This is a genomic window from Enterobacter cloacae complex sp. 2015409 (assembly GCF_041365315.1).
Taxonomy (GTDB): domain Bacteria; phylum Pseudomonadota; class Gammaproteobacteria; order Enterobacterales; family Enterobacteriaceae; genus Enterobacter; species Enterobacter pseudoroggenkampii.
Window position 1 is genome coordinate 922959 of record NZ_JBFTVM010000001.1, and the last position, 17599, is coordinate 940557.

18 protein-coding genes are annotated in these 17599 nt (G+C 53.7%); 12 read left to right on the top strand and 6 right to left on the bottom strand.

The annotated features are described in order from the left end of the window. The first annotated feature begins 42 nt into the window (after positions 1-42). On the top strand, positions 43-918 hold the full coding sequence (rluB, locus tag ACDO57_RS04400; RefSeq protein ID WP_023312076.1) for a 23S rRNA pseudouridine(2605) synthase RluB: 876 nt from the start codon (positions 43-45) through the stop codon (positions 916-918). 35 nt (positions 919-953) lie between these two features. Here rluB and cobO read toward each other — a convergent pair whose 3' ends face one another. Together cobO and ACDO57_RS04410 are read right to left on the bottom strand one after the other, a co-directional pair. Then, positions 954-1544 (bottom strand): cob(I)yrinic acid a,c-diamide adenosyltransferase, encoded by a 591-nt coding sequence (gene cobO, locus ACDO57_RS04405; protein WP_024907116.1) that lies wholly within the window; start codon positions 1542-1544, stop codon positions 954-956. Further along, a complete protein-coding gene (locus ACDO57_RS04410) occupies positions 1541-2302 on the bottom strand; it encodes a YciK family oxidoreductase (RefSeq protein WP_370883568.1) in 762 nt (253 codons plus the stop codon). The genes cobO and ACDO57_RS04410 overlap by 4 nt, the downstream gene beginning before the upstream one ends. 251 nt (positions 2303-2553) lie before the next feature. Here ACDO57_RS04410 and sohB point away from each other — a divergent pair, with 251 nt between their 5' ends. Continuing rightward, complete coding sequence (gene sohB / locus ACDO57_RS04415; protein ID WP_032647576.1) at positions 2554-3600, top strand: protease SohB; 1047 nt, start codon at positions 2554-2556, stop codon at positions 3598-3600. A 34-nt stretch (positions 3601-3634) separates the two neighbouring features. On the opposite strand, the gene ACDO57_RS04420 is transcribed toward sohB, so the two are convergent. Continuing rightward, a complete protein-coding gene (locus ACDO57_RS04420; RefSeq protein ID WP_023312072.1) occupies positions 3635-3886 on the bottom strand; it encodes a YciN family protein in 252 nt (83 codons plus the stop codon). Between the two features lie 399 nt (positions 3887-4285). Here ACDO57_RS04420 and topA point away from each other — a divergent pair, with 399 nt between their 5' ends. From topA to acnA, 5 genes are all read left to right on the top strand, one after another. Beyond that, a complete protein-coding gene (gene topA, locus ACDO57_RS04425; RefSeq protein ID WP_024907119.1) occupies positions 4286-6883 on the top strand; it encodes a type I DNA topoisomerase in 2598 nt (865 codons plus the stop codon). 187 nt (positions 6884-7070) lie between these two features. After that, a complete protein-coding gene (cysB, locus tag ACDO57_RS04430; protein ID WP_024907120.1) occupies positions 7071-8045 on the top strand; it encodes an HTH-type transcriptional regulator CysB in 975 nt (324 codons plus the stop codon). A 338-nt stretch (positions 8046-8383) separates the two neighbouring features. After that, positions 8384-8524 (top strand): YmiA family putative membrane protein, encoded by a 141-nt coding sequence (locus ACDO57_RS04435; protein WP_213327741.1) that lies wholly within the window; start codon positions 8384-8386, stop codon positions 8522-8524. A gap of 311 nt (positions 8525-8835) precedes the next feature. Beyond that, positions 8836-8934: a small membrane protein YmiC gene (gene ymiC, locus ACDO57_RS04440; RefSeq protein ID WP_032623144.1), complete on the top strand. Its 99-nt coding sequence runs from the start codon at positions 8836-8838 to the stop codon at positions 8932-8934. 161 nt (positions 8935-9095) lie between these two features. Continuing rightward, a complete protein-coding gene (acnA, locus tag ACDO57_RS04445) occupies positions 9096-11771 on the top strand; it encodes an aconitate hydratase AcnA (RefSeq protein WP_370883569.1) in 2676 nt (891 codons plus the stop codon). 35 nt (positions 11772-11806) lie between these two features. On the opposite strand, the gene ribA is transcribed toward acnA, so the two are convergent. Beyond that, positions 11807-12397 (bottom strand): GTP cyclohydrolase II, encoded by a 591-nt coding sequence (ribA, locus tag ACDO57_RS04450; protein ID WP_008501210.1) that lies wholly within the window; start codon positions 12395-12397, stop codon positions 11807-11809. Positions 12398-12594: 197 nt separating this feature from the next. Between ribA and pgpB the strand changes: the two genes are divergently transcribed. From pgpB to yciH, 5 genes are all read left to right on the top strand, one after another. Beyond that, positions 12595-13362, top strand: a complete 768-nt coding sequence (gene pgpB, locus ACDO57_RS04455) for a phosphatidylglycerophosphatase B (RefSeq protein ID WP_024907122.1) — start codon at positions 12595-12597, stop codon at positions 13360-13362. A gap of 148 nt (positions 13363-13510) precedes the next feature. Further along, complete coding sequence (locus tag ACDO57_RS04460) at positions 13511-13819, top strand: LapA family protein (RefSeq protein ID WP_023312067.1); 309 nt, start codon at positions 13511-13513, stop codon at positions 13817-13819. A gap of 6 nt (positions 13820-13825) precedes the next feature. Next, a complete protein-coding gene (gene lapB, locus ACDO57_RS04465) occupies positions 13826-14995 on the top strand; it encodes a lipopolysaccharide assembly protein LapB (protein WP_023335944.1) in 1170 nt (389 codons plus the stop codon). A gap of 185 nt (positions 14996-15180) precedes the next feature. Then, positions 15181-15918 carry an orotidine-5'-phosphate decarboxylase gene (pyrF, locus tag ACDO57_RS04470; protein ID WP_157189307.1) on the top strand — a complete coding sequence of 246 codons (738 nt, stop codon included), beginning with the start codon at positions 15181-15183 and terminating at the stop codon, positions 15916-15918. Continuing rightward, a complete protein-coding gene (yciH, locus tag ACDO57_RS04475; RefSeq protein ID WP_061714980.1) occupies positions 15918-16244 on the top strand; it encodes a stress response translation initiation inhibitor YciH in 327 nt (108 codons plus the stop codon). The genes pyrF and yciH overlap by 1 nt, the downstream gene beginning before the upstream one ends. 105 nt (positions 16245-16349) lie before the next feature. Here yciH and osmB read toward each other — a convergent pair whose 3' ends face one another. Together osmB and ACDO57_RS04485 are read right to left on the bottom strand one after the other, a co-directional pair. Then, positions 16350-16568 carry an osmotically-inducible lipoprotein OsmB gene (osmB, locus tag ACDO57_RS04480; RefSeq protein WP_008501216.1) on the bottom strand — a complete coding sequence of 73 codons (219 nt, stop codon included), beginning with the start codon at positions 16566-16568 and terminating at the stop codon, positions 16350-16352. A gap of 263 nt (positions 16569-16831) precedes the next feature. Continuing rightward, positions 16832-17584, bottom strand: a complete 753-nt coding sequence (locus ACDO57_RS04485; RefSeq protein WP_048991911.1) for a DNA-binding transcriptional regulator YciT — start codon at positions 17582-17584, stop codon at positions 16832-16834. Positions 17585-17599: the final 15 nt, after the last annotated feature.

The window sequence follows — 17599 nt, forward strand, 5'->3', positions numbered from 1 at the left end:
ACCTGATTCGACGCCTGTGAAGGCGACACCTGAGGAAGCTCAATGAGCGAGAAGTTACAGAAAGTGCTGGCGCGTGCCGGCCACGGCTCACGCCGTGAAATCGAAGCCATTATTGAAGCGGGTCGCGTGAGTGTGGACGGTAAAATCGCCACGCTGGGTGACCGCGTTGAAATCGTACCGGGGCTGAAGATCCGCATCGACGGTCATCTTATCTCCGTGAAAGAGTCCGCTGAACAAATCTGTCGCGTGCTGGCTTACTACAAGCCGGAAGGCGAGCTGTGCACCCGCAACGACCCGGAAGGTCGTCCGACGGTGTTTGACCGTCTGCCTAAACTGCGCGGCGCTCGCTGGATTGCCGTTGGTCGTCTGGACGTGAACACCTGCGGCCTGCTGCTGTTTACCACCGATGGTGAACTGGCAAACCGTCTGATGCACCCAAGCCGTGAAGTAGAACGTGAATACGCGGTGCGCGTATTTGGCCAGGTTGATGAGAATAAACTGCGCGATCTGTCGCGTGGCGTTCAGCTGGAAGACGGTCCTGCGGCGTTCAAAACCATCAAATTTACCGGTGGGGAAGGCATCAACCAGTGGTACAACGTGACCCTGACCGAAGGCCGCAACCGCGAGGTGCGTCGTCTCTGGGAAGCGGTAGGCGTACAGGTTAGCCGTCTTATCCGTGTCCGTTACGGCGATATACTACTGCCGAAAGGTCTGCCACGCGGTGGTTATACCGAACTGGATCTGACCCAAACCAACTACCTGCGCGAGCTGGTCGGCCTGACGCCGGAAACCACCTCAAAAGTGGCGGTGGAAAAAGATCGTCGTCGCATGAAGGCGAATCAGATCCGTCGCGCGGTGAAGCGCCACAGCCAGGTGAGCAGCAGTCGCCGCTCCGGCAGCCGTAATAACAACGGTTAATGTAAAAGCCCGGTGAACTCACCGGGCTTTTTTCTTTAGTAATCAACGCCAATTTGCGCTTTGATACCCGCATCAAACGCATGTTTGACCGGACGCAGCTCGCTGACGGTATCGGCCATCTCCAGAATATCCCGATGACATCCGCGCCCCGTGACGATAACCGTCTGGTGTACAGGACGGTTCTTCAGAGCATCCAGCACGGCTTCCAGCGGCAGGTAGTCGTAGGCGACCATATAGGTTATCTCATCCAGCAGAACCATATTCAGCGAAGGATCGGCCAGCATTCTCTTTGCATGCTCCCAGACGGCGAGACAGGCGGCGGTATCCGTTTCCCGGTTCTGGGTATTCCACGTAAACCCGGTTGCCATTACCTGAAACTCGACGCCGTGAGGCTCCAGCAAATTGCGCTCGCCGTTGGGCCATGTGCCTTTAATAAACTGGATCACGCCCACTTTTTGCCCGTGTCCGACGGCGCGTGTCGCCGTACCGAATGCGGCGGTGGTTTTCCCCTTGCCGTTGCCGGTAAAGACAATGACGATCCCACGCTCGTCCTGTGCCGCCGCGACGCGCGCATCGACCTGTTCTTTCAGACGCTGCTGGCGCTGCTGATGACGTTCTTCACTCATTGCGAAATTCCTGGTTTACGGCCCGGCTGGGCGTCAAAGGTCATCCCGGTTTTGCGGCGGCTGTCGTCGCCCATCAGCCAGAGATAGAGCGGCATAATGTCTGCCGGGGTTTTCAGCTTCTGCGGATCTTCGCTCGGGAACGCACTGGCGCGCATTTTGGTGCGCGTACCGCCCGGGTTGATGCAGTTTACGCGCAGATGGCGGCTCTGGTACTCCTCTGCCAGCACCTGCATCATGCCTTCGGTCGCGAATTTTGATACGGCATAGGCTCCCCAGTTTGCGCGTCCCTCACGGCCAACGCTGGAAGAGGTAAAGACCAGTGACCCTGACTCGGATTTGAGTAATAAAGGAAGCAATGCCTGCGTAAGGAAAAACGTGCCGTTGACGTTGACCTGCATCACCTGCAGCCAGATATCAGGATCCTGTTCATCCATCGGACGCACTTCGCCTAACAAACCGGCGTTATGCAGTACGCCGTCGAGTCTCGGATAGTGGGCGCTGATGCGCTGGGCTAATTCCTGGCATACTTCGGGCGTGCAGGTCAGTAAATCGAGTGTATACCACGGGGCCGGTGTGCCGCATACAGCCTCAATCTCCTGCGCGACGTTTTTCAGTTTTTCTTCGTTGCGCCCGATCAGAATGACGTTCGCGCCGTAATCGGCGTAGGTCAGGGCCGCCTCGCGGCCAATCCCGTCGCTGGCACCGGTGACAAGAATAATCCGGTTTTGCAGCAGATTTTTTTGCGGTTGATAATGCACGGTGACTCCTCAGGCGACCGGTGATGCAATGGCGCCTTTATGATGACTTTTCGGCTTTATGCCCGAATTAGCCTAATAATTCAATCAGTCTACAGGACGCATTACTGTAAAATTAACAATTTGCAAATATTTAAACGTCAGTGCGGGGATTCCTGAAGGCGGCTCGCAGAGGTAATGTCACGAGCGAGACGCATGGGCAGGGCTGATGTACACTGCCGTGAAAGATTCGTGGTTAAATCAAGGTGGAACGTGTGGAATTACTTTCTCAATATGGGTTGTTTTTGGCCAAAATCGCGACGGTGGTGATTGCCATTGCGGTGGTTGCCGTTCTGATTGTCAACCTGACGCAGCGCAAGCGTCAGCGAGGGGAGTTACGCATCACCCGCCTGAGTGAGCAGTATAAAGAGATGCAGGAAGAGATGTCTCTGGCGCTGCTTGATAGTCATCAACAGAAACTCTGGCTGAAAGCGCAGAAGAAAAAGCATAAACAGGAAGCCAAAGCGGCAAAGGCAAAAGCGAAGCTCAATGCGCCGCAGGATAAGGCCACGCCACGTGTCTATGTGCTCGATTTTAAAGGCAGTATGGATGCGCATGAGGTTTCTTCTCTGCGGGAGGAAGTGACTGCCGTTCTGGCCGTGGCGACACCGCAGGATCAGGTTGTCGTGCGTCTTGAAAGCCCGGGCGGGGTGGTTCACGGTTACGGACTGGCCGCCTCACAGCTGCAGCGTCTGCGTGAAAAACAGATCCCGCTGACCGTGGCCGTGGATAAAGTGGCGGCCAGCGGAGGCTACATGATGGCCTGCGTGGCGGACAAAATTGTGGCCGCACCGTTCTCTATCATTGGCTCGATCGGCGTGGTCGCGCAAATTCCGAACTTTAACCGCTTCCTGAAAAATAAAGAGATTGATATCGAACTTCACACGGCGGGTCAGTATAAACGTACCCTGACGCTGCTGGGAGAAAACACGGAAGAAGGGCGTCAAAAGTTCCGTGAAGATCTCAACGAAACGCATCACCTCTTTAAAGACTTTGTGCATCGTATGCGCCCGACGCTCGATATTGAACAAGTTGCGACAGGCGAGCACTGGTACGGCGTCCAGGCGCAGGAGAAAGGGCTGGTGGATGAAGTCGGAACCAGCGACGATCTGCTGCTCAACCTGATGGAAGGCCGGGAACTGGTGGGCGTGCGCTTTACCCAGCGTAAGCGGCTTCTTGACCGCTTTACCAACAGTGCGGCAGAAAGCGCGGACCGCCTGCTGCTGCGCTGGCTACAGCGCGGACAAAAACCGCTGCTGTAAACAAAAACGCGAGGCACATGCCTCGCGTTTTGCGTTAATCGACCAGGTGATATTTCTCGGAAAGCGTATGCGCCAGGTATTTAAACATGTTAAACACGGCGGTGCTTTTCGGGGTCGGCAAGCCCTGTTCATCAAGGAAGTATTCGCCGCTGAAAATCAGCACGCCATTACGCTGCTCTACGCCGGTGGCTTCAATGCCCGCCAGCGTATCTTCGTGGTCACGGATAAGCTTGTTTGCTTCGATAAGCAGAGAGGCTCGGTCAATAGGTTGGGTCGTATTCTGCATAATCCACTCCTTAAACAGTGACAATAGTCTACGCCGAGGGCGCTTTGGGGGCAAATTTTCCCTGTAATGTGAGGGGATAAGGTACAGGGACCTGGCTGGCGGGATTTGCTTTTGCATGCTAATAAAGTTGCGTAACGAATTTTATCAGGTAGAGTGTGCGCTTTCGTCATTCTGGCAACAGAATTGCTTGACATTCAACCGGGAATTCGTCACGAATTACACGAGATGTGAGAAAAATACCCGAGAACTCAATCACCTGGGCGTCTTTTCTTCAACGCCCGGTAAGACAAAGGGGTTGATATCTCCTGACGCAGTCGCAATATCATTGGCTCGTCGTCAGCGGAAGGGAAATCAACGTGCGGCGTATTCCTGGAAGAATTAAATTAGGTAAAGGTGAATATGGGTAAAGCTCTCGTCATCGTTGAGTCCCCGGCAAAAGCCAAAACGATCAATAAGTATCTGGGTAATGACTACGTGGTTAAGTCCAGCGTGGGTCATATCCGCGATTTGCCGACCAGTGGCTCAGCCAGCAAAAAGAGCGCAGACTCTACCTCCACCAAAGGGGCTAAAAAGCCTAAAAAGGATGAACGTAGCGCGCTTGTCAACCGCATGGGTGTTAACCCATGGCATAACTGGGACGCACAATATGAAGTGCTGCCCGGGAAAGAAAAAGTCGTTAACGAGCTGAAGCAGCTGGCTGAAAAAGCAGACCACATCTATCTCGCAACCGACCTTGACCGCGAAGGGGAAGCCATTGCATGGCACCTGCGGGAAGTGATTGGTGGTGATGACAAACGCTACAGTCGTGTAGTGTTTAACGAAATTACGAAGAATGCGATTCGTCAGGCGTTTGAGAAGCCGGGCGAACTGAATATTGACCGTGTAAACGCGCAGCAGGCACGTCGCTTTATGGACCGCGTTGTGGGCTACATGGTTTCTCCACTGCTGTGGAAGAAGATTGCCCGTGGCCTGTCAGCAGGGCGTGTGCAATCCGTCGCCGTGCGTCTGGTCGTTGAGCGTGAGCGCGAGATTAAAGCCTTCGTGCCGGAAGAGTTCTGGGAAGTTGACGCCAATGTGACCACGCCGGGCGGTGACGCTCTGCCGCTGCAGGTCAGCCATCAGAACGATAAGCCTTTCCGTCCAGAAAACCGCGACCAGACCATGGCCGCCGTAGCGCTGCTGGAAAAAGCACGCTACCAGGTGCTGGAACGTGAAGACAAACCGACCAGCAGCAAGCCGGGTGCGCCGTTTATTACCTCAACGCTGCAACAGGCTGCAAGCACGCGTCTGGGTTACGGCGTGAAGAAGACCATGATGATGGCTCAGCGCCTGTATGAAGCGGGCTACATCACCTACATGCGTACCGACTCAACCAACCTGAGCCAGGACGCGGTCAACATGGTGCGCGGTTACATCAGCGACAATTTCGGTAAGAAATACCTGCCGGAAAGCGCTAACCAGTTCGCCAGCAAAGAGAACTCTCAGGAAGCACACGAAGCGATTCGTCCTTCTGATGTCTCTGTGCTCGCTGAATCGCTGAAAGATATGGAAGCCGACGCGCAGAAGCTGTATCAGCTGATCTGGCGCCAGTTCGTGGCGTGCCAGATGACCCCGGCACAGTATGACTCCACCACGCTGACCGTTGGTGCGGGTGATTTCCGTCTCAAAGCGCGTGGACGTATCCTGCGTTTCGACGGCTGGACGAAAGTGATGCCTGCGCTGCGTAAAGGTGATGAAGACCGAACGCTGCCGGCAGTGAACAAAGGGGATGAGCTCTCGCTGGTTGATCTCGTGCCAGCCCAGCACTTCACCAAGCCGCCTGCACGCTTCAGTGAAGCATCTCTGGTAAAAGAGCTGGAAAAACGCGGTATTGGCCGTCCGTCGACCTACGCGTCGATCATCTCTACGATTCAGGACCGTGGTTACGTACGCGCTGAAAACCGTCGTTTCTATGCTGAAAAAATGGGTGAGATCGTCACCGACCGTCTGGAAGCTAACTTCCGCGAGTTGATGAACTACGATTTCACCGCGCAAATGGAAGACAGCCTCGACCAGGTTGCCAGCCATCAGGCGGAATGGAAAAAGGTCCTCGACAGCTTCTTCAGCGACTTTACCGACCAGCTTGAGAAAGCGGAGAAGGATCCTGAAGAGGGTGGCATGCTGCCTAACCAGATGGTTCTGACCAGCATCGACTGCCCAACCTGTGGTCGCAAGATGGGGATCCGTACTGCCACGACGGGCGTGTTCCTTGGCTGCTCCGGCTACGCGCTGTCGCCAAAAGAGCGCTGTAAAACCACCATCAACCTGGTGCCTGAGAACGAAGTTCTCAACGTGCTGGAAGGTGACGATGCGGAAACTAACGCTCTGCGTGCCAAACGCCGCTGCAAAAAATGCGGCACGGCAATGGACAGCTACCTGATCGATCCAAAACGTAAGCTGCACGTCTGCGGTAACAACCCAACGTGTGACGGATATGAGATCGAAGAGGGCGAGTTCCGCATTAAAGGCTATGACGGCCCGATTGTAGAGTGCGAGAAGTGTGGCTCTGAAATGCACCTGAAAATGGGGCGTTTCGGTAAGTACATGGCCTGTACCAACGACGAGTGTAAAAACACGCGCAAAATTCTGCGTAATGGTGAAGTGGCTCCGCCGAAGGAAGATCCGGTTCCGCTGCCAGAACTGCCGTGCGAGAAATCCGACGCGTACTTTGTGCTGCGTGACGGCGCTGCGGGTGTCTTCCTGGCCGCCAACACCTTCCCGAAATCGCGTGAAACGCGCGCGCCGCTGGTGGAAGAGCTGCATCGCTTCCGCGATCGTCTGCCTGAGAAACTGCGTTATCTGGCCGATGCGCCACAGCAGGATCCGGAAGGCAACAAAACCGTGGTACGGTTTAGCCGTAAAACCAAGCAGCAGTATGTTGCGGCCGAGAAAGAGGGTAAAGCGACCGGATGGTCAGCTTTCTTTGTCGATGGCAAATGGGTTGAAGGCAAGAAATAATCTTCCCTTACCGTAACTTACCTGTAAAAGGGCCGGATTTCCGGCCCTTTTTTATTGCCTTGTTATTATTTTTTGTTCCGTACTATACAGTCAGGCTATAAATGATATAGTGGTTATAGTTAACCTGTTTCTTATTATTAAATCGTCTTAAGCGATTGACCGCATGCGCTAAATCGGATGGTCTGGCATGAAATTACAGCAGCTTCGTTATATCGTTGAGGTGGTGAATCATAACCTTAACGTCTCTTCTACCGCCGAGGGGTTGTATACCTCGCAACCGGGCATCAGCAAACAAGTTCGTATGCTGGAGGATGAGTTAGGTATCCAGATATTTGCCCGCAGCGGTAAGCATCTCACTCAGGTGACGCCCGCGGGTCAGGAAATCATCCGCATTGCGCGGGAAGTCCTCTCTAAAGTCGATGCGATTAAGTCAGTGGCAGGGGAACACACCTGGCCGGATAAAGGTTCGCTGTATATTGCCACGACGCATACCCAGGCGCGCTATGCGCTTCCCGGTGTCATCAAAGGCTTTATCGAGCGTTATCCCCGCGTCTCTTTGCATATGCACCAGGGCTCGCCAACGCAAATTGCTGAAGCCGTTTCCAAGGGTAATGCAGACTTTGCCATCGCCACCGAAGCGCTTCACCTCTACGACGATCTGGTCATGCTTCCATGCTATCACTGGAACCGTTCCATCGTGGTGACCCCGGATCACCCCCTGGCGGGTAAAGGGTCGGTCTCTATTGAAGAACTGGCGCAGTATCCATTGGTGACGTATACGTTTGGCTTTACCGGCCGCTCCGAGCTTGATACGGCCTTTAACCGGGCAGGGCTAACGCCGCGCATTGTCTTTACCGCGACGGATGCAGACGTGATTAAGACCTATGTGCGGCTTGGTCTGGGGGTGGGCGTCATTGCCAGCATGGCGGTGGATCCGGTGTCAGACCCTGACCTGGTGCGTCTTGATGCGCACGATGTTTTCAGTCATAGCACCACAAAGATTGGATTCCGTCGCAGCACCTTCCTGCGCAGCTATATGTATGATTTTATTCAGCGCTTTGCCCCTCATTTAACGCGTGATGTGGTTGATACCGCCGTTGCATTACGCTCAAATGAAGATATTGAAGAGATGTTTAAAGACATCAAACTCCCCGAAAAATAATCACACCCGGTATCTTTCCCTTAGGGAAAGATACCGAAATAACGCCTCAAAGCTAAATTAGAATTATCATCATCTACGTATCCCCTGTCATATAATGTCATTATCCATTTAGTCCGTAAGGTTATAATGTCGTGAATTGGCGACAAAAGTAGAAACTAATTTACGCCTTCGCAAATTTTTCTTTTCAATTATTTATTTCTGGTCAAAAGATTGAATATTTCATACCTCCCGGTGCGTAAATTCACTGGCTTTTCGGCTAAAGTTTCTTTAGGATTTATCTCAACAGATGATTAATTGTACCAATTGTTTGGTCCTAAATGATAAGCGATGTCGATTGTATGAGGTTAGCAATGCCTTCAGGAAGTGAAGAACCGCAAAGGGATCCTGCGCTCAAGCGTAAAGCCTGGCTGGCGGTCTTTCTCGTCTCTACCCTGTTTTGGGTGGTGGTTGCTCTCCTGGCCTGGAAATATTGGGGTTAAATATGGCAGTGACGGTACGTACAGCTTCGGTAAAACAGATGTGTCAGCATCGTGACAATGGCCACAGAGGGCGTAAAGCACCTGCGACTGTTGTACCCGCGTCCTGGAAACTGACGCCGCAGCAGCAAGCGTTTATTGATGTGTTCGCAGAAGACGAACCCAAAAAACAATAATTTAGTTAATTGCGTAATGATGCAAATAGTCTGAATATCGACTCTGCACTTTTGTACTCTTTAATAAATACACATCAGCAATATAGCACTGAGGTCAAACCTCGGAACGTTTTATAAATAATGCCTGGTGTCCCTATGATGAATAACATGACGTCTCACAAATACTGGTCATGGATCGGCGTTTTTACCGTGTCGATTCTGTTCTGGAGTCAGCTCATCTGGTTGGCCCTCCACTAAATTGTAAAACCTCGCTACGGCGGGGTTTTTTGTTTTCCTGTTCTGGACCAATCCTAAATTTATCAATTTGGGTTGTTATCAAAACGTTACGACATCTTTGTGTTATCTTTAATTACGGCCCTGATGATTGTCAGGGCATCTCTGTGATTAAGGAGGAGCTTATGTCGTTAACCCTACGCGAAGCCAGTAAGGACACATTACAGGCAGAAAACAAAACCTGGCATTACTACAGCCTGCCGCTGGCTGCCAGAACGCTTGGGGACATTTCGCGTTTACCCAAGTCATTGAAAGTTTTACTGGAAAATCTATTGCGCTGGCAGGACGGTGACTCTGTCACCCTCGATGATATCCAGGCGCTGGCAGGGTGGCTTGAAAAAGCCCATGCCGACAGAGAAATCGCCTACCGCCCGGCAAGGGTGCTGATGCAGGACTTTACCGGCGTCCCTGCCGTCGTTGATTTGGCCGCGATGCGCGAGGCTGTTAAGCGTCTGGGCGGAGATACGGCAAAAGTTAATCCGCTTTCCCCCGTTGACCTCGTTATTGACCACTCCGTAACCGTCGATCGCTTTGGTGATGACGACGCCTTTGGCGAGAACGTGCGTCTGGAGATGGAGCGTAACCACGAGCGCTACGTGTTCCTGAAGTGGGGGCAGCAGGCGTTCAGCCGGTTTAGCGTGGTCCCGCCAGGTACCGGTATTTGTCACCAGGTTAACCTTGAATATCTGGGTAAAGCCGTCTGGAGCGAATTGCAGGATAAAGAGTGGGTCGCCTATCCGGACACGCTGGTGGGCACGGACTCCCATACCACCATGATCAACGGTCTGGGCGTGCTGGGCTGGGGCGTCGGGGGTATCGAAGCGGAAGCGGCCATGCTCGGCCAGCCGGTGTCCATGCTTATCCCGGATGTGGTGGGCTTCAAGCTTACTGGCAGGCTGTCTGAAGGCATTACCGCCACCGATCTGGTGCTTACCGTCACCCAGATGCTGCGTAAGCATGGTGTGGTAGGCAAGTTTGTCGAATTCTACGGGGACGGACTGGATTCACTGCCGCTGGCCGACCGCGCCACCATTGCCAATATGGCGCCGGAATACGGTGCAACCTGCGGCTTTTTCCCTATTGATGATGTGACGCTGGAATACATGCGTCTTAGCGGACGTAGCGAAGAGCAGGTCGCGCTGGTGGAAGCGTACACCAAAGCGCAGGGCATGTGGCGCAATCCGGGCGATGAGCCTGTTTTCACCAGCACGCTTGCACTCGATATGGGAAGCGTCGAAGCGAGCCTCGCAGGGCCGAAACGCCCGCAGGACAGGGTTGCGCTGAGTGACGTGCCAAAAGCCTTTGCCGCCAGCAATGCGCTGGAAGTAAACGTGGCGCAGAAGGACCATCGTCCCGTCGACTATGTTCTGAACGGACATCAGTATCAGCTTCCGGATGGTGCGGTGGTGATTGCCGCCATTACCTCCTGCACCAACACGTCCAACCCCAGCGTATTGATGGCAGCCGGTCTGCTGGCTAAAAAGGCGGTAGAGCTTGGGCTAAAACCTCAGCCATGGGTCAAGGCCTCGCTGGCACCGGGATCCAAAGTGGTGTCGGATTACCTGGCGCAGGCCAAACTGACGCCGTACCTTGACGAGCTGGGCTTTAACCTCGTGGGCTACGGCTGTACGACCTGTATTGGTAACTCTGGTCCACTGCCTGAACCCATTGAAACGGCGATTAAGCAGGGTGACCTGACGGTAGGTGCGGTCCTGTCCGGCAACCGAAACTTTGAAGGGCGTATTCACCCGCTGGTAAAAACCAACTGGCTGGCCTCACCGCCGCTGGTGGTTGCTTATGCCCTGGCAGGGAACATGAATATCAACCTGGTGACCGATCCGATTGGCCACGATCGCAAGAACGACCCTGTCTACCTGAAAGATATCTGGCCATCCTCGCGGGAAATCGCGCTGGCCGTTGAAAAAGTCTCAACCGAGATGTTCCGCAAAGAGTATGCGGAGGTCTTTGAAGGCACGCCGGAATGGAAAGCCATCAACGTCATTGGCTCTGATACCTATGACTGGCAGGATGACTCGACCTATATTCGTCTGTCGCCGTTCTTTGATGAGATGCTGGCCGAGCCGGCGCCGCTTAAGGATATCCACGGCGCGCGTATCCTGGCGATGCTGGGGGATTCTGTCACAACTGACCACATCTCTCCGGCGGGGAGTATCAAAGCCGATAGCCCGGCGGGTCGTTATCTGCAAAGCCGGGGCGTCGAACGCCGTGATTTTAACTCCTACGGATCGCGCCGCGGGAATCATGAAGTCATGATGCGCGGAACGTTTGCCAACATCCGCATTCGTAACGAAATGGTACCGGGCGTGGAAGGGGGCATGACGCGCTATCTGCCGGGGACGGAAGTGGTGTCGATTTATGATGCGGCGGTCAAATATCAACAGGCAGGTACGCCGCTGGCGGTGATTGCCGGGAAAGAGTACGGTTCCGGCTCCAGCCGTGACTGGGCGGCGAAAGGTCCGCGTCTGCTTGGCGTTCGCGTGGTCATCGCCGAATCGTTCGAACGTATTCACCGCTCGAATCTGATTGGTATGGGGATCCTGCCGCTTGAGTTCCCGCAGGGTGTGACGCGTAAAACGCTGGGCCTGACCGGGGAAGAGCAGATTGACATTAGCGGCCTGCAAAACCTGCAGCCGGGTAAAACGGTGCCGGTAACGTTAACGCGGGCAGACGGCAAAACCGAGGTGCTGGATTGCCGATGCCGTATTGATACGGCAACCGAGCTGACCTACTACCAGAACGACGGCATTTTACATTACGTGATTCGTAAGATGCTGGATTGATGAACGAGCCCGGCACGCGTGCCGGGCTTTTTATATCACTCTTTCAGCAAATGGCCCATTTTGGCAGCTTTAGTATCCAGGTAGTGGGCGTTTTTCGGGTTACGGCCGACAATCAGCGGTACACGCTCGACGATGTTGATCCCCGCTTCGGTCAGGATCTCCACTTTTTTCGGGTTATTGGTCAGCAGACGAACTTCGTCCACGCCCAGCAGCTTGAACATATCGGCGCACAAGGTGAAGTCGCGTTCGTCAGCGGCGAAGCCGAGCTGATGGTTTGCTTCCACCGTATCGTAGCCCTGGTCCTGAAGCGCGTAAGCGCGGATTTTATTCAGCAGACCAATATTACGACCTTCCTGACGGTGATAAAGCAGCACACCGCGGCCTTCTTCTGCAATATGAGACAGGGCGGCTTCCAGCTGGAAACCACAATCACAGCGCAGGCTGAACAGCGCGTCGCCGGTAAGACACTCTGAATGGACGCGGGACAGCACCGGCGTCTGCCCTGAAATATCGCCATACACCAGCGCGACATGATCCTGTCCGGTTGCCAGTTCTTCAAAACCCACCATCAGGAAATCGCCCCATGGGGTTGGCAGTTTGGCTTCTGCCACACGTTTAAGCTGCATGTGATTCTCCAGAGTAGGCTGACACGTTTCGTGCCTTTGCCCTGTTTTGCTTTCTGTATCAGTTCATTTTGCCACAAGCTCAGCAGGTTCGCCTAATAGGCACCATGCTATATGAACGTTAAACGCACGATCCGACATATCCACCCATCGAATGAATTTCAGTTATGATTGTGAGGCTTAGCGAAAAAGGAGAAGACATGCTTTCAATCGCCAGACGTACGGCAGCAGGCGCGGCCATTTTACTGATTATGCCCCTGGCCGTATGGCTTTCAGGCTGGATGTGGCAGCCGGGGCAGAATGCCATGTGGCTGAAAACGTTATACTGGATAACGGAAACGGTCACCCAGCCGTGGGGAATTATTACCCATGTCCTCCTCTGCGCCTGGTTTCTGTGGTGCCTGCGCTTTCGTTTGCGTGCGGCGCTGATGCTTTTTGCGATCCTCGGAGGCGCTATCCTTGTTGGTCAGGGCGTGAAGTCCTGGGTAAAAGATCGCGTTCAGGAACCGCGTCCTTTTGTCGTCTGGCTGGAAAAAACGCATCATGTTCCGGTGGATGAGTTCTACAATTTAAAGCGTAAAGATCGCGGAACCCTGGTGAAAGAACAGCTTGCGGAACAGCAGGATATCCCGAAATTCTTGCGTAAACACTGGCAGAAAGAGACGGGATTCGCGTTTCCTTCCGGTCACACCATGTTTGCGGCCAGCTGGGCGTTACTGGGGGTGGGGCTGCTGTGGCCAAGGCGTCGAACGGTCACGCTGGTGATTTTACTGGTCTGGGCGACAGGGGTTATGGGCAGCCGCTTACTGCTGGGGATGCACTGGCCGCGGGACCTGGTCGTTGCCACGCTGATCTCATGGCTGCTGGTGACGCTGGCGACCTGGCTCGCTGAACGATTCTGCGGCCCGCTTACGCCACCGCCAGAAGAGAAAGAAGAAATAGCCGAAAGGGACCAAACGGACGCCTGACGGTTGATAAACCGTATTATGCCCATAGATACATGACTGGCGCGTCACTTTTTCCGTTTCGCGCCCGTCGCTAAAATGGTAGTTTATAAGGCTGATTGCGGTGAGTTGAACACACTTTATTCGCTTGAACCACATAACGGGAAGTAATGTGAAATATTTACTCATTTTCTTACTGGTATTGGCGATTTTTGTCATTTCAGTCACGTTGGGTGCACAAAACGATCAGCAGGTGACGTTTAACTATCTGCTGGCTCAGGGTGAGTATCGCGTCTCGAGCCTGCTGGCGGTCTTATTTGCTGCTGGCTTTGCCATTGGCTGGCTGGTTTGCGGTCTGTTCTGGTTGAAAGTCCGTGTTTCTCTTGCGCGCGCTGAACGTAAAATTAAGCGACTCGAAAATAACATTGCCCCTGCGTCTGACATCCCGGAAAGCTCTGGTGTGCCGGTCGTGAAGGAATAATCGACTATGCTGGAGTTGTTGTTTCTGCTTTTGCCTGTAGCCGCAGCCTATGGCTGGTATATGGGCCGCAGAAGTGCGCAACAAACAAAACAGGATGAGGCCAACCGGCTCTCCCGCGACTACGTTGCGGGGGTGAACTTCCTCCTGAGCAATCAGCAAGACAAAGCGGTAGATCTGTTCCTCGATATGCTGAAAGAGGATACGGGGACGGTTGAAGCGCATCTTACCCTGGGTAACCTGTTCCGCTCGCGCGGTGAGGTCGATCGCGCCATTCGTATTCACCAGACCCTGATGGAAAGCGCCTCGCTGACCTACGATCAACGTCTCCTTGCGGTGCAACAGCTGGGGCGTGATTACATGGCCGCGGGATTGTACGATCGCGCAGAAGATATGTTCGCGCAGCTGGTGGATGAAACAGATTTCCGCATCGGCGCGCTGCAGCAGCTCCTGCAGATTTATCAGGCCACCAGCGACTGGCAAAAAGCCATTGATACGGCTGAACGTCTGGTGAAGCTGGGTAAAGATAAGCAGCGCGTTGAGATAGCCCATTTCTACTGTGAGCTTGCGCTTCAGCAGATGGGTAACGACGACATGGATAAAGCCATGGCGCTGCTGAAGAAAGGCGCCGCCGCGGACCGCAACAGCGCGCGAATCTCCATCATGATGGGGCGCGTCTTTATGGCGAATGGCGACTATGCCAAAGCCGTTGAAAGCCTGCTGCGGGTTATCGACCAGGATAAAGAGCTGGTCAGTGAAACGCTGGAAATGCTGCAAACCTGCTATCAACAGCTGGACAAGCAGGAGGAGTGGGTAGCATTCCTGCGTCGCTGCGTGGAAGAAAATACCGGCGCCACCGCTGAACTGATGCTCTCAGACGTTGTTGAGCAGTATGAGGGAAGCGACACCGCGCAGGTGTATATTACGCGCCAGCTGCAGCGTCATCCGACCATGCGGGTGTTCCATAAGCTGATGGATTACCACCTGAACGATGCTGAAGAAGGGCGCGCCAAAGAGAGCCTGATGGTCCTGCGCGACATGGTTGGCGAGCAGGTGCGCAGCAAGCCGCGCTATCGTTGCCAAAAGTGTGGTTTTACCGCGTATACGCTCTACTGGCACTGTCCTTCCTGCCGCGCCTGGTCCACCATCAAGCCCATTCGTGGTCTGGACGGGCAGTGATTTTTTAAAACGCTCCATTTTAGTTACAACATACTAATGGTTTTTACCGTATCCTTTACTCCGTGCGGTTTGCCGGCCTGGCAGGCGCGTAAATGGATCCTGTCAATTTGCGGCGTCGGCAGGTAGAATGCTGGCCGTTTATCTGTTCCGCGCCGCTGCGCGCCCATAGACGAAAAGGGCTGGTCATGACGTCTGTTACATCCTCCACTTCCCGCGTAATTACGGATTCTCCTGTTGTTGTTGCGCTTGATTACAATAAGCGTGACGCTGCACTGGCGTTTGTCGACGGTATCGACCCTCGCGACTGCCGTTTGAAAGTTGGCAAAGAGATGTTCACGCTGTTTGGACCGCAAATCGTTCGCGATCTGCAACAGCGCGGCTTTGACGTTTTCCTCGACCTCAAATTCCATGATATTCCGAATACTACGGCCCACGCCGTTGCCGCAGCCGCAGAGCTGGGCGTATGGATGGTCAACGTCCATGCGTCGGGTGGGGCAAGAATGATGACCGCCGCCCGTGAGGCGCTCCTGCCGTTCGGTAAAGATGCGCCGCTGTTGATCGCAGTCACCGTGCTGACCAGTATGGACGAAAGTGATTTACGCGACCTTGGCGTGACGTTGTCACCTGCGGAACATGCCGAACGTCTCGCGCGTCTGACGCAGCAGTGTGGCCTGGATGGCGTCGTCTGCTCCGCGCAGGAAGCGGTTCGTTTCAAATCAGCGCTGGGCCGGGATTTTAAACTGGTCACGCCGGGGATCCGCCCTGCAGGCAGCGACGTGGGCGATCAGCGCCGCATTATGACGCCTGAGCAGGCGCTGGCTGCAGGCGTTGACTACATGGTCATCGGTCGTCCGGTGACGCAGTCTGCAAACCCTGCTGAGACGCTTAAGGCTATCAACGCATCGCTGAAAAAGGGGGCGTAATGACCGATTCCAACAGTCGTCTGGTCTATTCAACCGAGAGTGGGCGTATAGACGAACCGAAAGCGAAAGTGGAACGTCCTAAGGGGGACGGCATCGTTCGGATCCAGCGCCAGACCAGCGGACGAAAAGGGAAAGGCGTTTGCCTGATCTCCGGCATTGACCTGGATGATGCTGAACTGACAACGCTGGCGGCCGAGTTGAAAAAGAAATGTGGCTGCGGCGGTGCCGTGAAAGATGGCATTATTGAAATCCAGGGTGATAAACGCGATTTAATAAAATCGCTGCTGGAAGCCAAAGGCATGAAAGTCAAACTGGCAGGCGGCTAAAATAAATGAGCCACGGCAGATGCTGTGGCTCGTGTTATATACGTGCGTATGTCAGACCTGAAATGCGTTTAAATACCGCAATATCGAGGAAGGCTTAGATAATAATTATTTGCCAACCTGGTGACCGATAATACCACCGACAGCAGCGCCACCTAATGTACCCAGCGTACTACCATCCGTTAATACTGCACCACCGAGAGCACCGGCACCGGCACCAATAGCGGTGTTGCGGTCACGTTTAGACCAGTTAGAGCATGCGCTCAGGGACATTGCTACAGTGATTGCCAGAACAGCGGCGGCTAATTTTTTGCTGGTTAAGGTCATAATACTTTCTCCTGAATTATCGATTCACGGAAAGATGTACACGTTAAGTATAGACGAATCGAATACTTAATTCTGTTCTCCGTGAAAGCTGGTCGCGCAGGCGTTACGTAATCACGCAGGTGATAGTCACTTCCTGTTATATCGCTAACATTAATTTTACGACTTTAAGGCGGGTTAAACAGGTAAAAACTCTTAAAGCAGGGTTAAGAATCATCTCAGAGAAAGAAGGGCGTATGCGCCCGAAATTCGGGCGCGGAGGGAACTCAGGCGGTCGTTTTAATAATATTGACGATCAGTCCGTCATCTTCCAGTTTATTTCGGTGCGCGTCGCTCAATCTTTCGTCGGTAATCACGCGGCTAAAGCGTGAAGCGGGGCCCATCGTATACGGGTGAACGGCGCCAAATTTAGAGCTGTCGGTGAGCACAATGGCTTCACACTCTTTTTCCAGCACAGCATTCACAACGTCAGAGCGCATCATATCCCGACCGGTGAAACCTGTCTCCGGTTGCCAGCCGTCAATCCCGATAAAGGCCTTGCTGAAATGAACCTGCTGGACATACTGACGGGTCAGCGGGCCTACCATACTTTCGCTTTTTTTCTGGTAAATACCCCCGAGCAGAATCACCTCGCAGCGCGTCTCTTTGAGCAAATGCGCGATATAGCTGCTGACGGTGATGATAGTAACGTCCTTTTGATCGGCAAGCGTGCGTGCCAGAAGGGCATTACTGCTGCCGTTTTCAATAAAAACGGTCTCGCCGTTGTTCACCAGGGACGCGGCAAATTCCGCCAGTTCACGTTTGAGTGCGTAGTTATTCATCATGCGCGTCTCAACGTCATCACTGTCCAGCGGGACAGCATATCCGTGCGCGCGACGCAGGTAGCTCTGTTTTTCCAGCAGATTAAGATCCTGACGGATTGTGACTTCAGACACGCCGGTGGTTTTAGCGAGATCGACTACGCTTACGCGTCCCTGATCGATGACCATCTGCAAAATGAGTTGTTGTCGGGAATTCATAGCATCCATTTAATA

What these genes read in the sequence shown, in the direction of transcription:
- cysB (WP_024907120.1), top strand. Translation starts at nt 7,071, where the DNA reads ATGAAATTACAGCAGCTTCGTTATATCGTTGAGGTGGTGAATCATAAC.
- ribA (WP_008501210.1), bottom strand. Translation starts at nt 12,397, where the DNA reads ATGCAGCTTAAACGTGTGGCAGAAGCCAAACTGCCAACCCCATGGGGC.
- yciH (WP_061714980.1), top strand. Translation starts at nt 15,918, where the DNA reads ATGACCGATTCCAACAGTCGTCTGGTCTATTCAACCGAGAGTGGGCGT.
- pyrF (WP_157189307.1), top strand. Translation starts at nt 15,181, where the DNA reads ATGACGTCTGTTACATCCTCCACTTCCCGCGTAATTACGGATTCTCCT.
- rluB (WP_023312076.1), top strand. Translation starts at nt 43, where the DNA reads ATGAGCGAGAAGTTACAGAAAGTGCTGGCGCGTGCCGGCCACGGCTCA.
- ACDO57_RS04485 (WP_048991911.1), bottom strand. Translation starts at nt 17,584, where the DNA reads ATGAATTCCCGACAACAACTCATTTTGCAGATGGTCATCGATCAGGGA.
- lapB (WP_023335944.1), top strand. Translation starts at nt 13,826, where the DNA reads ATGCTGGAGTTGTTGTTTCTGCTTTTGCCTGTAGCCGCAGCCTATGGC.
- topA (WP_024907119.1), top strand. Translation starts at nt 4,286, where the DNA reads ATGGGTAAAGCTCTCGTCATCGTTGAGTCCCCGGCAAAAGCCAAAACG.
- acnA (WP_370883569.1), top strand. Translation starts at nt 9,096, where the DNA reads ATGTCGTTAACCCTACGCGAAGCCAGTAAGGACACATTACAGGCAGAA.
- ACDO57_RS04420 (WP_023312072.1), bottom strand. Translation starts at nt 3,886, where the DNA reads ATGCAGAATACGACCCAACCTATTGACCGAGCCTCTCTGCTTATCGAA.
- ACDO57_RS04435 (WP_213327741.1), top strand. Translation starts at nt 8,384, where the DNA reads ATGAGGTTAGCAATGCCTTCAGGAAGTGAAGAACCGCAAAGGGATCCT.
- cobO (WP_024907116.1), bottom strand. Translation starts at nt 1,544, where the DNA reads ATGAGTGAAGAACGTCATCAGCAGCGCCAGCAGCGTCTGAAAGAACAG.
- ymiC (WP_032623144.1), top strand. Translation starts at nt 8,836, where the DNA reads ATGAATAACATGACGTCTCACAAATACTGGTCATGGATCGGCGTTTTT.
- osmB (WP_008501216.1), bottom strand. Translation starts at nt 16,568, where the DNA reads ATGACCTTAACCAGCAAAAAATTAGCCGCCGCTGTTCTGGCAATCACT.
- pgpB (WP_024907122.1), top strand. Translation starts at nt 12,595, where the DNA reads ATGCTTTCAATCGCCAGACGTACGGCAGCAGGCGCGGCCATTTTACTG.